At 71.2% G+C, this 13,461-nt stretch carries 16 protein-coding genes; 8 read left to right on the top strand and 8 right to left on the bottom strand.

Annotated elements, in window-relative coordinates; all coding sequences use genetic code 11:
• Position 1: 1 nt before the first annotated feature.
• Positions 2 to 976, top strand: a complete 975-nt coding sequence (locus tag VT52_RS10500) for a PadR family transcriptional regulator (protein ID WP_046418471.1) — start codon at positions 2 to 4, stop codon at positions 974 to 976.
• A gap of 51 nt (positions 977 to 1,027) precedes the next feature.
• On the opposite strand, the gene VT52_RS10505 is transcribed toward VT52_RS10500, so the two are convergent.
• Positions 1,028 to 1,993, bottom strand: a complete 966-nt coding sequence (locus VT52_RS10505) for a zinc-binding dehydrogenase (protein ID WP_046418470.1) — start codon at positions 1,991 to 1,993, stop codon at positions 1,028 to 1,030.
• Positions 1,994 to 2,177: 184 nt separating this feature from the next.
• A complete protein-coding gene (locus VT52_RS10510) occupies positions 2,178 to 3,401 on the bottom strand; it encodes an NAD(P)-dependent malic enzyme (RefSeq protein WP_046418468.1) in 1,224 nt (407 codons plus the stop codon).
• Positions 3,402 to 4,009: 608 nt separating this feature from the next.
• Between VT52_RS10510 and VT52_RS10515 the strand changes: the two genes are divergently transcribed.
• The 3 genes from VT52_RS10515 to VT52_RS10525 are packed head-to-tail and all read left to right on the top strand — an operon-like array spanning position 4,010 to position 6,739.
• Positions 4,010 to 4,966: an ABC transporter substrate-binding protein gene (locus tag VT52_RS10515; protein WP_046418467.1), complete on the top strand. Its 957-nt coding sequence runs from the start codon at positions 4,010 to 4,012 to the stop codon at positions 4,964 to 4,966.
• A 40-nt stretch (positions 4,967 to 5,006) separates the two neighbouring features.
• Complete coding sequence (locus VT52_RS10520) at positions 5,007 to 5,939, top strand: amino acid ABC transporter permease (protein ID WP_046418461.1); 933 nt, start codon at positions 5,007 to 5,009, stop codon at positions 5,937 to 5,939.
• 47 nt (positions 5,940 to 5,986) lie between these two features.
• Positions 5,987 to 6,739 carry an amino acid ABC transporter ATP-binding protein gene (locus VT52_RS10525; protein ID WP_046418624.1) on the top strand — a complete coding sequence of 251 codons (753 nt, stop codon included), beginning with the start codon at positions 5,987 to 5,989 and terminating at the stop codon, positions 6,737 to 6,739.
• Positions 6,740 to 6,815: 76 nt separating this feature from the next.
• On the opposite strand, the gene VT52_RS10530 is transcribed toward VT52_RS10525, so the two are convergent.
• Entirely contained in the window at positions 6,816 to 7,574 is a 759-nt protein-coding gene (locus tag VT52_RS10530) for a class I SAM-dependent methyltransferase (RefSeq protein ID WP_046418459.1), read from the bottom strand.
• A gap of 100 nt (positions 7,575 to 7,674) precedes the next feature.
• On the opposite strand from VT52_RS10530, the gene VT52_RS10535 reads away from it, so the two are divergent.
• The gene (locus tag VT52_RS10535; protein ID WP_046418456.1) at positions 7,675 to 8,304 is read left to right on the top strand and encodes a CGNR zinc finger domain-containing protein; all 630 of its coding nucleotides are present in this window, start codon (positions 7,675 to 7,677) and stop codon (positions 8,302 to 8,304) included.
• On the opposite strand, the gene sodX is transcribed toward VT52_RS10535, so the two are convergent.
• Positions 8,208 to 8,642 (bottom strand): nickel-type superoxide dismutase maturation protease, encoded by a 435-nt coding sequence (sodX, locus tag VT52_RS10540; RefSeq protein ID WP_046418454.1) that lies wholly within the window; start codon positions 8,640 to 8,642, stop codon positions 8,208 to 8,210. The genes VT52_RS10535 and sodX overlap by 97 nt on opposite strands.
• 145 nt (positions 8,643 to 8,787) lie before the next feature.
• Between sodX and sodN the strand changes: the two genes are divergently transcribed.
• Positions 8,788 to 9,183 (top strand): superoxide dismutase, Ni, encoded by a 396-nt coding sequence (gene sodN / locus VT52_RS10545; RefSeq protein ID WP_046418451.1) that lies wholly within the window; start codon positions 8,788 to 8,790, stop codon positions 9,181 to 9,183.
• Between the two features lie 124 nt (positions 9,184 to 9,307).
• Here the strand turns inward: sodN and VT52_RS10550 are convergent, their stop codons facing one another.
• Together VT52_RS10550 and VT52_RS10555 are read right to left on the bottom strand one after the other, a co-directional pair.
• The gene (locus tag VT52_RS10550) at positions 9,308 to 9,535 is read right to left on the bottom strand and encodes a hypothetical protein (protein WP_046418449.1); all 228 of its coding nucleotides are present in this window, start codon (positions 9,533 to 9,535) and stop codon (positions 9,308 to 9,310) included.
• A 16-nt stretch (positions 9,536 to 9,551) separates the two neighbouring features.
• Complete coding sequence (locus VT52_RS10555) at positions 9,552 to 10,706, bottom strand: inorganic phosphate transporter (RefSeq protein ID WP_046418447.1); 1,155 nt, start codon at positions 10,704 to 10,706, stop codon at positions 9,552 to 9,554.
• Between the two features lie 141 nt (positions 10,707 to 10,847).
• On the opposite strand from VT52_RS10555, the gene VT52_RS10560 reads away from it, so the two are divergent.
• Together VT52_RS10560 and VT52_RS10565 are read left to right on the top strand one after the other, a co-directional pair.
• Positions 10,848 to 11,246: a helix-turn-helix transcriptional regulator gene (locus VT52_RS10560; RefSeq protein WP_046418621.1), complete on the top strand. Its 399-nt coding sequence runs from the start codon at positions 10,848 to 10,850 to the stop codon at positions 11,244 to 11,246.
• 65 nt (positions 11,247 to 11,311) lie between these two features.
• On the top strand, positions 11,312 to 11,728 hold the full coding sequence (locus VT52_RS10565; RefSeq protein WP_046418444.1) for a VOC family protein: 417 nt from the start codon (positions 11,312 to 11,314) through the stop codon (positions 11,726 to 11,728).
• 36 nt (positions 11,729 to 11,764) lie between these two features.
• Here VT52_RS10565 and VT52_RS10570 read toward each other — a convergent pair whose 3' ends face one another.
• Positions 11,765 to 12,097 (bottom strand): DUF952 domain-containing protein, encoded by a 333-nt coding sequence (locus tag VT52_RS10570; RefSeq protein WP_046418443.1) that lies wholly within the window; start codon positions 12,095 to 12,097, stop codon positions 11,765 to 11,767.
• 157 nt (positions 12,098 to 12,254) lie between these two features.
• A complete protein-coding gene (locus tag VT52_RS10575; RefSeq protein ID WP_046418441.1) occupies positions 12,255 to 13,391 on the bottom strand; it encodes a family 2 encapsulin nanocompartment cargo protein polyprenyl transferase in 1,137 nt (378 codons plus the stop codon).
• Between the last annotated feature and the right edge of the window lie 70 nt (positions 13,392 to 13,461).

Raw genomic sequence — 13,461 nt, forward strand, 5'->3', positions numbered from 1 at the left:
CATGCCCCCCGTCTTCGCTCACGGACGCCTGCGCCTGTACCTGCTCAAGCTGCTGGACGAGGCCCCGCGCCACGGCTACGAGGTGATCCGCCTCCTGGAGGAGCGTTTCCAGGGGCTGTACGCCCCCTCGGCGGGCACCGTCTACCCCCGACTGGCCAAGCTGGAGGCCGAGGGCCTGGTCACCCACACCTCCGAGGGGGGCCGCAAGGTGTACGCCATCACGGACGCGGGCCGCGCCGAACTGGCGGATCGCGGCGGCGAGTTGGCCGACCTGGAACTGGAGATCCGCGAGTCGGTGGCGGAACTGGCGGCCGAGATCAAGGCCGATGTGCGGGGCGCGGCAGGGGATCTGCGCCGTGAGATGCGCGCCGCCGCGTCCGAGGCCCGCGGGGGTGGCGACGCAGGGGGTGCCGGGGACTCCGCGGCCGACAAGGACGCCTGGCGCGCCGCCAAGGAGGAGATGCGCCGGGTCAGGCAGGAGTGGAAGGAGCAGGCCCGCCGCGCCAAGGACGAGAGCCGCCGGGCCCGCGAGGAGGCCCAGCGCGCCCGCCATCAGGCTCAGGAGGCCCAGGCCCGCGCCCGCGCCCAGGCGCAGGAGGAGATGCAGCGCGTCGCCCGTCGCGTCCAGGACCACTTCGCACGCGGTGACTGGCCCTCGGGCGTCCGCGAGGGCCTGACCGAACTGGCCCGGGAACTGGGCGACCTGGGCAAGGACTGGACCAGTCCCCGCCCGGCCCCGAACCCGGCCTACACCACGACGGACTTCCCCGCCGAGTACGTCCCCTCCTGGACGCACGAACCCCCCACCGACAACCCCGCGCGCGACCTCGACCGTCTCCTGGACCGCTTCCGCGACGACATCCGCGACCTGTCCCGCGACCACGGCGTGACCCCGGATCAGCTCCGGACGGCCCGGGAGCACCTGTCGCGTGCGGCGGCGGAGATCAGCGCGGCCCTGCGCCCGCCGAAGGGATAGCGGAAAGGGCGGGCCCGGCGACCCGGACCCGCCCGCGCACCACCGACGAGGTCAGGACGTCGTCAGTACGATCTTCCCGAACTGCTCGCCGGACGCCATCCGCTCGAAGCCCTCGCGGGCCCGGTCCATCGGGAGCACCTCGTCGATGACGGGCCGTACGCCGGTCGTGGCGCAGAAGGAGAGCAGGTCCTCCAGCTCCTCCTTGGTGCCCATGGTGGAGCCGACGACCTTCAGCTCGAGGAAGAAGATCCGGGTCAGCTCGGCGTGCGAGGGCCGGTCGCCGCTGGTCGCGCCGGAGATGACGATCGTCCCGCCGGGGCGCAGCGACTTCACCGAGTGGGACCAGGTCGCGGCGCCCACGGTCTCGATGACCGCGTCCACCCGCTGCGGCAGCCGCGCCCCGCTCTCCACGGCCTCCACGGCGCCCAGCTCCAGGGCTCGCTTCCGCTTGGCCTCGTCCCGGCTGGTGGCGAACATCCGCAGGCCCGCCGCCCTGCCGAGCACGATCGCGGCCGTGGCGACCCCGCCGCCCGCGCCCTGCACCAGGACCGAGTCCCCGGGTCGTACCCCCGCGTTGGTGAACAGCATCCGGTAGGCCGTCAGCCACGCGGTGGGCAGACACGCGGCCTCGGCGAAGGACAGTTCCTTGGGCTTGGGCAGCACGTTGAAGGTCGGCACGGCGACCTGTTCGGCGAAGGTGCCCTGGTAGCGCTCGGTCAGGATGGAGCGCGGTTCCTTCGGGCCGACGCCGTGGCCGGTCTGGCCGATGACGGAGTGCAGGACGACCTCGTTGCCGTCCGCGTCGACCCCGGCGGCGTCGCAGCCGAGGATCATCGGCAGCCGGTCCGCCGGGAGGCCGACGCCCCGCAGGGACCAGAGGTCGTGGTGGTTGAGGGAGGCGGCGCGCACATCGATGGTGCTCCAGCCGGGACGGGCCTCGGGAGCCGGACGCTCCCCCAACTCAAGGCCCTGGAGCGGCTGGTCGCGGTCGATTCGGGCGGCGTAGACGGCGAACATGCTGCCGACGATAGGTCCCCCGGGCGGCGGACGGAACCTGGGCGCCCTGTGACACATACCCTCTTGCACCCGGGCACCCGGGCGGCGCGGTCCTCCGCACGCCCCCTCGGCACCCGCTCCCGGCGGGCGGAAAGGGGACGGCCCCGCCCGGCACACGGAACACGGGCGGGGCCATCGGCAGACGTCAGCGGCGGGCGACGCCCTCGGCCCGCGCCGCCGCGGCCACCGCCGCGGTGACCGCCGGAGCGACCCGCTCGTCGAACGGCGACGGGATCACGTAGTCCGCCGCGAGATCGTCACCGACCACCGCGGCCAGCGCCTCCGCCGCCGCGATCTTCATGCCCTCGGTGATCCGGGTGGCCCGCACCTGGAGCGCGCCCGCGAAGATCCCGGGGAAGGCCAGCACGTTGTTGATCTGGTTCGGGAAGTCCGAACGCCCGGTGGCCACGACCGCCGCGTACTTGTGCGCGACCTCGGGGTGCACCTCGGGGTTCGGGTTGGCCATCGCGAACACGAAGGCGCCCTTGGCCATACCGGCCACGGCCTCCTCGGCGACCGTACCGCCGGAGACGCCGATGAAGACGTCCGCGCCCTTGAGCGCGTCCGCCAGCGTGCCGCTGATGCCGGCCTTGTTGGTGTAGCCGGCCAGATCGCGCTTGACCGGGGTCAGGTCCTCGCGGTCCGCGGAGACGACGCCCTTGCGGTCCGCCACCGCCACATCGCCGATGCCGGCCTCGACCAGCATCTTGGCGATGGCGACACCGGCCGCGCCGGCACCCGAGATCACGGCGCGCAGCTGCCCGATCTCCCGGCCGCTGAGCCGCGCCGCGTTGCGCAGCGCCGCCAGCGTCACCACGGCCGTGCCGTGCTGGTCGTCGTGGAAGACCGGGATGTCCAGGCGCTCCTGGAGGCGGCGCTCGATCTCGAAGCACCGGGGCGCCGAGATGTCCTCCAGATTGACTCCGCCGAAGGAGGGAGCGAGCCGGACGACGGTCTCCACGATCTCGTCCACGTCGGTGCAGTCGAGCGCGATCGGCACCGCGTCGACCCCGCCGAACTGCTTGAACAGGATCGCTTTGCCCTCCATCACGGGGAGGGACGCCTGGGGACCGATGTCCCCGAGTCCTAGCACCGCCGTGCCGTCGGTGACGACGGCGACGACGGAGGACTTCCATGTGTAGTCGTTGACCAGCTCCGGCTGTTCCGCGATCGCGGTGCACACGCGCGCGACGCCGGGCGTGTACGCGAGGGAAAGGTCGTCCTTGTCGCGGACCGGCACGGTGGCTTGCACAGCCATCTTGCCGCCACGGTGCAGAGCGAACACCGGATCGAAGGAATCGAGGGGCTCGGCCCCGCCGTCCTGGTCCGTACCGATGTCGCTGCGAGGATTGACGATCTCCGCTGCCACTTGTTCTACCCCTTAGGTATGCATGGTTTGAGGGTCGACCACTCCTGGTGAGGGGTGGGCGGGCACCGCGCAGGGCCCGATTGCGGATACGCACGGGTCATGCGCGACGGGCGCGCCGCACACGCGCCCTGAGCCCCGGATGAGGGGTGTAAAGAACCTTCTTACCGGACGGACGGCGCCCACGACGAGTCCAATAGGTGCAAGGTCACATCTCGGAACCAGATAGCCACACGGAGATGACGTACCGCTGACGGCGGCGCGGAGGCTCCGGGGACTCGGCGGGCCCGGACGGAAGCGGCCGGCGCACGACACGGTCGTACGACACCCGCATGTCCAGCCGTCCACATGCCGGGATCTGCCGGAGGTTTTCCGGCGGTGGGACGGGATTAGCGCAGGTGGCCCGGTGCGGTATGGCACCGAGAGACCAAGGATGTACCGACCTGATGGGGTTCGGGGGTCACCCGTTATCCGATTTTGACATATCGGCGCCCCTGAATGGCGTAGTCCGAATGGCAAGATGCCGTAAACCCGCGAGGTCGCGCCACCCAATGGTGTGTGTTCTCGTCTACCCAGCGGCAAACTCTTCGCATACGCCGGAGGAATCCACGATGACCGCACGTTCCACCCGTCGTTCGACCGCCACGCACCCCCGGCTGGCTGCGGTCGGTGCGATCGCGGTCGCAGGCGCCCTGCTGCTCACCGGATGCGGTGACCAGACGAAGGGCAAGAACGACGACTCCGGCAGCGCCACGTCCGGCGCCCCGCTCGCGAGCAAGCTCCCGCAGTCCATCCGCAGCAAGGGCAAGATCCTGGTCGGCTCGGACATCGCGTACGCCCCGGTGGAGTTCAAGGACTCCAACGGCAAGGCCGTCGGCCTGGACCCGGACCTCGCCGCCGCGCTGGGCAAGCAGCTCGGGGTGACCTTCACGTTCCAGAACGGCACCTTCGACGCCCTGCTCACCGGCCTGCGCTCGGGCCGCTACGACATAGCCATGTCGGCCATGACCGACAACAAGGACCGCCAGCAGGGCATCGACCCGGACACCGGCAAGAAGGTCGGCGAGGGCGTCGACTTCGTCGACTACCTGACCGCCGGCGTCTCGATCTACACGCGCAAGGGCGACACCCAGGGGATCACCGGCTGGTCCGACCTGTGCGGCAAGAAGATCGCCGTCGAGCGCAGCACCGTCTCGGAGGACCTGGCCAAGGCCGAGGCCAAGAAGTGTCCGGCCGGCAAGAAGCTCTCCATCGAACCCTTCGACGACGACCAGCAGTCCCAGACCCGGCTGCGCTCGGGCGGCGTGGACGCGGCCTCCTCCGACTTCCCGGTCGCGGCGTACGCGGCGAAGACCTCGGGCGGCGGCAAGGACTTCCAGATCGTGGGCGACCAGGTCTCGGCGGCGCCGTACGGCATCGCGGTCTCCAAGGAGGCCACCCAGCTGCGGGACGCGCTCAAGGCCGCGATGGACGCGATCATCAAGAACGGCGAGTACCAGAAGATCCTCGTGAAGTGGGGCGCCCAGGACGGCGCCGTCAAGGAATCCGTGATCAACGGCGGCAAGTGACCCGCGGCTTTCCCAGCGGCCACCGAGAGGCAGCACATCCGTGACTGACACAGAGAAGACGGCCGGGGACCAGGGCACTCCCCCGGCCCGCCCGGAAGCCATCAAGGCCATTCCGGTGCGGCACTACGGGCGCTATGTGTCCGCCGTCGTCGCCATCGCGATCCTCGTCGCGATCATCAACGCCTTCAGCCAGGGCAAGATCAACTGGCATGCGGTGCCGGAGTACTTCTTCGACCACCGGATCATGACCGGTGTCAGCAAGACGCTCCTGCTGACGGTCCTGTCGATGCTGATCGGCATCGTCGGCGGCGTCCTCCTGGCCGTCATGCGGCTCTCGAAGAACCCGGTCACCTCGTCCATCGCGTGGTTCTACATCTGGTTCTTCCGCGGCACCCCGGTCCTGGTCCAGCTGTTCCTGTGGTTCAACCTGGGCCTGGTCTTCGAGTACATCAACCTGATGCCCTTCTACAAGGACTACTGGTCGAACTTCATGACGCCGTTGCTGACGGCGCTGCTCGGCCTGGGTCTGAACGAGGCGGCCTACATGGCCGAGATCTGCCGGGCGGGCCTGCTCGCCGTGGACGAGGGCCAGACCGAGGCGGCCCAGGCGCTGGGCATGAGCCACGGCAGGACGTTGCGCCGGGTGGTCATCCCGCAGGCGATGCGGGTGATCGTGCCGCCGACCGGCAACGAGGTCATCAACATGCTGAAGACGACCTCTCTCGTGGCGGCCGTCCAGTATCCCGAGCTGTTCCGCTACGCCCAGGACATCGGCCAGAACTCCGGTGCCCCGGTGGAGATGTACTTCCTGGCCGCGGCCTGGTACCTGATCATGACCTCGGTGCTCAGCGTGGGCCAGTACTACATCGAGCGGTACTACGCCCGCGGTTCCAGCCGCAGCCTCCCGCCCACCCCGTGGCAGAAGGTCAGGGCTCATCTGACGACCTTCTCCAGCAGGAAGGTCATGGCATGAGCGACAAGCTGAGCGAGCGGGACTCCGTGGCCGCGGGCACCACCCCGATGGTCAGGGCGGAGGGCGTCCACAAATCCTTCGGGCACGTGGAGGTGCTCAAGGGCATCGACCTGGAGGTGCGCCCCGGCGAGGTGTTCTGCCTCATCGGCCCCTCGGGTTCGGGCAAGTCCACCTTCCTGCGGTGCATCAACCACCTGGAGAAGATCAACGCCGGGCGGCTGTACGTCGACGGCGAGCTGGTCGGCTACCGCCAGAAGGGCGGCAAGCTGTACGAGCTCAAGGACAGCGAAGTCGCCATGAAGCGCCGGGACATCGGCATGGTCTTCCAGCGCTTCAACCTGTTCCCGCACATGACGGCGCTGGAGAACGTCATGGAGGCGCCGGTGCAGGTCAAGGGCCTGGCCAAGGGCGAGGCGCGGGAGCGTGCCGCCCAGCTCCTGGAGCGGGTGGGCCTGGCCGACAAGGCGGGCAACTACCCCTCGCAGCTCTCCGGCGGCCAGCAGCAGCGGGTCGCGATCGCGCGGGCGCTCGCGATGGACCCCAAGCTGATGCTGTTCGACGAGCCGACCTCGGCCCTGGACCCGGAGCTGGTCGGCGACGTCCTGGACGTCATGCGCGACCTCGCCGAGTCCGGCATGACGATGGTCGTCGTCACCCATGAGATGGGTTTCGCCCGCGAGGTGGGCGACAGCCTGGTGTTCATGGACGGCGGTGTCGTGGTCGAATCCGGCCATCCGCGGGACGTGTTGACGAATCCGCAGCACGAGCGGACCCAGTCGTTCCTGTCGAAGGTGCTGTGACCGGACGCGGAGCGGGCTGATGGGGAAGGGGCGGTGCGCGCACCGCCCCTTCCCCGTTCCCCGCCCGTCCGAGGACCTACTTGAGGGCGAGGACCAGGCTGTCCGACGGGGAGCACCACACGGGCCTGGCCTCGGTGAAGCCCTTCTCCCGCAGGGTTCGCGCGTGCCAGGCCGCGGAGGGCATGTCGCCGTCGGCGTGCTCGCCGTAGATCTCGAAGCGGCGGGCGGTCGGCTCGGCGAGCACCGGGTCCTTCGCCGCGACCTGCCACCACTCGGCCCAGTCGAGGGCGCCGTCCCGCTTGGCCTGATCCATGCGGGCGTGCCGCTGGGCGCGCTCGGCCGCGTTGATCCGGGGCGTGCCGTCATCGATCATGTGGTCCGCGTTCATGAACACACCGCCGGCGCGGACGAGTTCCGCGATCCGGCCATAGAGGTCCGCGAGGGGTTCGCTGTGCAGCCAGTGCAGGGCCGTCGCGGTCAGTACGGCGTCGTACGACGCGTACGGCAGCCGCGCCGCCCAGTCGGGGTCCTTGAGGTCGGCGGTCACGAAGGAGACCCGGTCGTCGCCCTCGAAGGTGCCGCGCGCGATGGCGAGCAGGGCCGGGTCGAGGTCGACGCCGGTGCTGGTGGCCCCGGGGAACCGCGCCAACAGCCGGGCGGTGATGCTGCCGGTGCCGCAGGCCAGGTCGAGTACCCGGGGCGTCGTACCGACGAGGGCCTCGACCATGTCGAGCATGATCCGGAAGCGGTCCTCGCGGTCGGGCATGTACCACTCCTGCTGCCGGTCCCAGCTGTTCTGCCAGGCCGCCCAGTCGGTTCCGGCACTCGTGGTCATGGAGACCGCCCCTTCCCTCGCTCGCGTAATACCCTGGATACACGATCGACTGTTACCCGACCGCTGGTACGACGATAGAGCGCCCCCGTAAGGACTACAAGTGGAACTGGCCTATTACTCGGATTACGCCGTGCGACTCGTCAACACCGAGGAACCGACCAGGGGCAAGGACTGCCTGACCTCGGTCGAGGCCATCCGTGACCTCTTCGGCGTCAACGCGTCCGCGGCCCGCCGGGCCACCGATGCCGATGTGACCCGCTTCCGTTCGGTCCGGGCCCGGCTGCGCTCGGTCTTCGAGGCGGCCGACGGGGGCGACGAGACGCTGGCGGTGGACCTGCTGAACTCGCTGCTGCTGGAGTTCCCGGTCAGCCCCCAGATCTCCGGCCACGACCACCGGGACGAGGACGACCGCCCGCTGTGGCACATGCACCTGGCCGACCACCCCTCCAACGCCACCGCCGGCTATGCCGCGATCGCGGCGATGGGCCTCGCCTTCCACCTCACCGAGTACGGCGTGGACCGGCTCGGCCTGTGCCAGGCGACGCCCTGCCGCAACGCCTATCTGGACACCTCGACCAACCGCTCCCGGCGCTACTGTTCCGACCGCTGCGCCACCCGTGCCAACGTGGCCGCCTACCGGGCCCGCAAGCGCCTGGAGGCCGACCGGTCGCCGAGCAGCGGCCGTACGGCCGAGACGGCCCAGCCCAGCACGGCCAGCGGCGAACGCTGACCGGCCCTGAACGGCCGCATCCGCAGCCAGGCCCTCCCCAGCACCAGTTCCTCCGGCACCACCCCGTAGTCGGTGCTGTCCCCGCCCGCGTACGGGTTGTCGCCGAGCACCCACCAGCCGCCCTCGCGCCGCTCCGCGGCACGCTTGACCACCAGCAGGTCCTGCTGGAACGGATGGCGCAGTACGACGATGTCACCGGGCCTGACCGCGCCGCCGTAGCGCACCAGCAGCCGGTCGCCGTGCTGGAGCGTGGGCACCATGGACGGCCCCGTGACCTCGGCCAGCCCGAACGGCGCGGGCGGCCTGCCCCGCTCGCTCTCCTGCGACAGCTCCGGCATTCCCGGCACCTCCCCGGTCCGTTCCTCCACCAGTCCCAGTCTGACCCTGGACTTTTGTCCTAAGCCCTAGGGGGCACTCAGGAAAACAGCTCCGTCAGGGAGTAATGTCGCACCTGAGAAGACGATCACGAGGAAGGAATGCTCCATGCTTTCCCGCCTGTTTGCCCCCAAGGTCAAGGTCAGCGCCCACTGCGACCTGCCCTGCGGCGTGTACGACCCGGCCCAGGCCCGCATCGAGGCGGAGTCGGTCAAGGCCGTCCAGGAGAAGATGGCCGGCAACGACGACCCCCACTTCCAGGCCCGCGCCACCATCATCAAGGAGCAGCGCGCGGAGCTCGCGAAGCACCACGTCTCCGTCCTCTGGAGCGACTACTTCAAGGCCCCGCACTTCGAGAAGTACCCCGAGCTGCACCAGCTGGTCAACGACACCCTGAAGGCCCTCTCGGCCGCCAAGGCGTCCACCGACCCGGCGACGGGCCAGAAGGCGCTCGACTACATCGCCCAGATCGACAAGATCTTCTGGGAGACCAAGAAGGCCTGACCTCTCGGTCACGCCGCCCGACCCGCGATTTCCTCCTGTCGCTCGGTCCACTTGCCCGCACCCGGCCCACGGGACTCCGATCACGGTGTCCGTGGGGGCCGGGTGCGGTCCTTTTTCGCGGGGGTCAGTGCAGCTGGGGCACGATCAGGTAGATGCCGTAGCCCACCACCACCGCGCAGGCCAGGAAGCACAGTCCCGCCTGCGCGCGGGCCAGGGCGGTGGCGGGGCCCGCGCGCCGGTCGGCGGCGCGGGAGAGGCCCAGGACGCCGAGGGTGAAGACGACGACCACGGCGACGGTGACGCCGAGGCTGACCGCGGCGACCCGGACGAGGGCGGACCAGTCGATGTGCATGGCGGACTCCCGGGGTTCAGACGGCCGAACCGACGTCGGTGGGGGTCTGGGAGCGGATGGTGACCTCGTGGTGGTCGTTGACGTTGTCGGCGTGCACCGGGTTGCGGCGGGAGACGGCGACGACGCCCAGGGCGAGCGCGAGCGCCACCAGGGCGACGACCACCGTGCCCACGTTGCCGCCGTGCTTGACCACGCTCGCCGCGAGACCGCCGACCAGCGCGGCGAACGGCAGGGTGATCAGCCAGGCCAGCGCCATCCGCCCGGCCACGCCCCAGCGGACCTCCGCGAGCCGGCGGCCGAGTCCCGCGCCCAGGATGCTGCCGGAGGCGACCTGGGTGGTGGACAGGGCGAAGCCGAGATGGGCGGAGGTGAGGATCACCGCAGTGGACGCCGTCTCGGCGGCGAAGCCCTGCGGCGACTGGATCTCCGTCAGGCCCTTGCCCATGGTGCGGATGATCCGCCAGCCGCCCAGATAGGTGCCGAGGCCGATCGCGAGGCCGGCGGAGCCGACCACCCAGACCGGCGGCCCGGCGTCATGGCCGAGCGCGCCCGCGGAGATCAGGGTCAGCGTGATCACGCCCATGGTCTTCTGCGCGTCGTTGGTGCCGTGCGCGAGGGAGACCAGGGACGCGGAGGCGACCTGGCCGAGCCGGAAGCCCTTGGTCACCCGGTCCTGGCGGGCGCGGGCGGAGAGCAGATAGGCGAGGTAGGTGGCGGCGCAGGCGGCCACGCCGGCCACCACCGGGGAGACGACGGCGGGCAGCAGCACCTTGTCGAGCACCTGGTCGAAGTGTACGCCCTTGGACCCCGCGCCGACCCAGACCGCGCCGATCAGCCCGCCGAAGAGGGCGTGCGAGGAACTGGAGGGCAGCCCGGCGAGCCAGGTCGCCAGGTTCCACAGGATCGCCCCGACCAGCCCGGCGAAGATCATCGCTGGGGTGACCAGGGCGTCGTCCACGATGCCTCCGGAGATCGTCCGGGCCACCTCGGTGGACAGGAAGGCGCCCGCGATATTGAGAACACCGCTGATCAGGACCGCGATTCTGGGCCGGAGCGCGCCGGTGGCGATGGAGGTGGCCATCGCGTTCGCGGTGTCATGGAACCCGTTCGTGAAGTCGAACGCCAGCGCCGTCACGATGACGACCGCCACGAGCAACGTGATGTGGTCCATGACTCCAGCCAACCAAGACCCGGCCGATTCCGCGCGAACTGGGAGCGGACGCCCGGGAGCGCCGGGGCGCGGACGGGGTGGAGAAGGCGGGCCGGGACGTTCCCGTCCCCGGCGCCGGCGGGCTGTGCCAAGCTGGTGGGCGTGAGCCTGGAGGATCTGCGGCGGCTGCGCCGGGTACGGGACCGGATGGACCGGGAGTACGCGGAGCCGCTCGACATGAGCGAGCTGGCGCGCGGCGCCCTGATGTCCCCCGGGCATTTCCAGCGCAGCTTCCGCAGGGCGTTCGGGGAGACGCCGTACAGCTATCTCATGACCCGCCGCATCGAGCGGGCCAAGGCGCTGCTGCGCCGGGGCGACCTCACGGTGACCGAGGTGTGCCTGGCCGTGGGGTGTACGTCGCTGGGGTCCTTCAGTTCCCGCTTCACCGAGTTGGTCGGCCGGACGCCGAGCGCCTACCGGGCCGCCTCGCACGAACCGGCCGCGGTGATCCCCTCCTGCGTGGCCCGCACCTTCACCCGGCCACGCCGCCGCCCCTACTGATCTCCTCCCCGGCCGTTCCCCGGAAGCCGCGCGCGCCCGCGTCCCGACCGGCCTAGCGTGAACGCATGGACGTACGACTCGCGCAGTGCTTCATCGCCGTGGACGACCACGACAAGGCCCTCGCCTTCTACCGCGACATCCTCGGCCTGGAGGTCCGCAACGACGTGGGCTTCGAGGGGATGCGATGGGTGACCGTCGGCTCCCCGCACCAGCCGGACGTGGAGATCGTGCTGGAGCCCCCGGGCGCCAACCCGGACGCCTCCCCGGCCGACCGGCAGGCGCTGGCCGAACTGCTCGCCAAGGGCATGCTGCGCGGGGTCATCCTGACCACCGACGACTGCGACGCGCTGTGGGAGCGGCTGCGCGAGTCCGGCGCCGATGTCCTCCAGGAGCCGACCGATCAGCCGTGGGGCGTCCGCGACTGCGCCTTCCGCGACCCGGCGGGCAATCTGCTGCGCTGCTTCCAGCGCCCGGCGGCCTGAACTCCCCACCTGGACCGCCCCACGGCCCCCGGGACCTCACCCCCAGGGTTCCACGGCCGCCACGGCGCTCACCGGCAGCGGTCCGTAGAGATGCGGGAACTCCTCACCGCCCGGCTTCACCGGTTCGTACTTCAACGGCGCGTCGAGCAGCGCCGGGTCCACCACCAGGACCACCAGTTCGTCCGGGCCGTCGTACGCGCCGTACAGGAACGCGGCGACGGACGGGAGTTGCTCGCGGGAGGAGAAGTGGATGAAGCCCACCTGGTCGAGGGTGCGGCCCCGGGTGGACACCTCGTAGGTGCCCCGCTCGCGGGCCGCCTCCCACAGGGAGCGTTCGGTGATGTGGACGACGCTGGACGGTTTCGGCATGGCTTCACGGTAGACGGCGGGCCCCGTGAACTGTGGGGATTCACGGGACCCGCCGACCGGAGCCCCCGGGACACCGTGCGGGGTCAGGAGCCGCACGGGCCCGGGGACCCCGGGTCCTCGGGGCCGCCGGCGGGGCCGGCGGCGTGGACCGCGACGCTCAGCTGCTGCGCCGGGTCACGAACTCGGCGAGGGCGAGCAGCCCGCCCGCCGCCTCCGGGTCCGGGATGGCTCGGGCCAGTTCCTGCACCGCGCGGGCCATCCGGTCGGCCGCCTCCGCCTGCGCCCAGTCCCGGCCGCCCGCCCGCTCCACGGCCAGCGCCGTCCGGGCCGTGCCCTCGCTGTCCCCGGTGACGTACGGCTTCGCGTACAGCGCGGCGAGTTCGGCCGCCGCCGGGGTGCCGGAGACCAGCGCCGCCACCACCGGCAGGGACTTCTTGCGGGCCGCGAGATCGGCACCGGCCGGTTTGCCGGTGCGCAGCGGCTCACCCCATATGCCGATGACGTCGTCGATCAGCTGGAAGGCGAGCCCCGCCTGACGGCCGAAGCCGTCCAGCGCGGCCACCTCCTCGGGCCCCGCGCCCGCGTACAGCGCGCCGAGGGCGCAGGCGCAGCCGAGCAGGGCCCCCGTCTTCGCCTCGGCCATGGCGAGCGCCTCGTCCAGCGTGACCTCGTCCGGGGCGCGGTGCTCCAGGTCGGTGTCGGAGTGCTGACCGGCGCACAGCTCCATCACGCAGTCCGCGAGCCGGGCGGCGGCCGAAGCCGCGGCCGGGTGCGGATCCTCGGCCAGCAGACGCAGCGCGAGCGCCTGCAGCGCGTCCCCGGCGAGGATCGCGTCGGCGTCCCCGAACACGGTCCAGGCCGTGGGCCGGTGCCTGCGGGTGGGGTCCCGGTCCATCACGTCGTCGTGCAGCAGTGTGAAGTTGTGGACCAGTTCCACCGCCGCCGCGGCCGGTACGGCGGCCTTCCGAGCCGCCGTACCGCCGAGCGCGGTGGCCGCGGCGAGCACCAGGGCCGGGCGGATCGCCTTGCCCGCGTGGCCCGCGGCCGGGCTGCCGTCCACGTGCTCCCAGCCGAAGTGGTAGCGCGCGATCCGGCGCATGGAGCCGGGCAGCGACTCGACGGCGGCACGCATCGCCGGGTCGGCCAGGGCCCGGCTCCGCTCCAGCAGCGCCGGGGCCTCCTGCCCGTCGTACGGGCCGGGGCCGGTGTCACCGGTCCCCCGCCGTCTCTCCGGTGCGCCGGGGTACGGCGCACCGGAGAGACGTTGTTCGGTCTCCGTCATGGACTCGGCCATGTCTCCCCCTCGCCAGGTCCGCGGGCATCGGCGGATCCTGCCCGGCCGGACGCGTACCCCGAGGGTGTAC

It is taken from the genome of Streptomyces malaysiense, from assembly GCF_000980885.2.
Lineage (GTDB): Bacteria > Actinomycetota > Actinomycetes > Streptomycetales > Streptomycetaceae > Streptomyces > Streptomyces malaysiense.

Coding starts and splice junctions, on each gene's coding strand:
- VT52_RS10565 (WP_046418444.1), top strand. CDS start 11,312: ATGGACGTACGACTCGCGCAGTGCTTCATCGCCGTGGACGACCACGAC.
- sodN (WP_046418451.1), top strand. CDS start 8,788: ATGCTTTCCCGCCTGTTTGCCCCCAAGGTCAAGGTCAGCGCCCACTGC.
- VT52_RS10575 (WP_046418441.1), bottom strand. CDS start 13,391: ATGGCCGAGTCCATGACGGAGACCGAACAACGTCTCTCCGGTGCGCCG.
- VT52_RS10505 (WP_046418470.1), bottom strand. CDS start 1,993: ATGTTCGCCGTCTACGCCGCCCGAATCGACCGCGACCAGCCGCTCCAG.
- VT52_RS10515 (WP_046418467.1), top strand. CDS start 4,010: ATGACCGCACGTTCCACCCGTCGTTCGACCGCCACGCACCCCCGGCTG.
- VT52_RS10525 (WP_046418624.1), top strand. CDS start 5,987: ATGGTCAGGGCGGAGGGCGTCCACAAATCCTTCGGGCACGTGGAGGTG.
- VT52_RS10550 (WP_046418449.1), bottom strand. CDS start 9,535: ATGCACATCGACTGGTCCGCCCTCGTCCGGGTCGCCGCGGTCAGCCTC.
- VT52_RS10570 (WP_046418443.1), bottom strand. CDS start 12,097: ATGCCGAAACCGTCCAGCGTCGTCCACATCACCGAACGCTCCCTGTGG.
- VT52_RS10500 (WP_046418471.1), top strand. CDS start 2: ATGCCCCCCGTCTTCGCTCACGGACGCCTGCGCCTGTACCTGCTCAAG.
- VT52_RS10555 (WP_046418447.1), bottom strand. CDS start 10,706: ATGGACCACATCACGTTGCTCGTGGCGGTCGTCATCGTGACGGCGCTG.
- sodX (WP_046418454.1), bottom strand. CDS start 8,642: ATGCCGGAGCTGTCGCAGGAGAGCGAGCGGGGCAGGCCGCCCGCGCCG.
- VT52_RS10530 (WP_046418459.1), bottom strand. CDS start 7,574: ATGACCACGAGTGCCGGAACCGACTGGGCGGCCTGGCAGAACAGCTGG.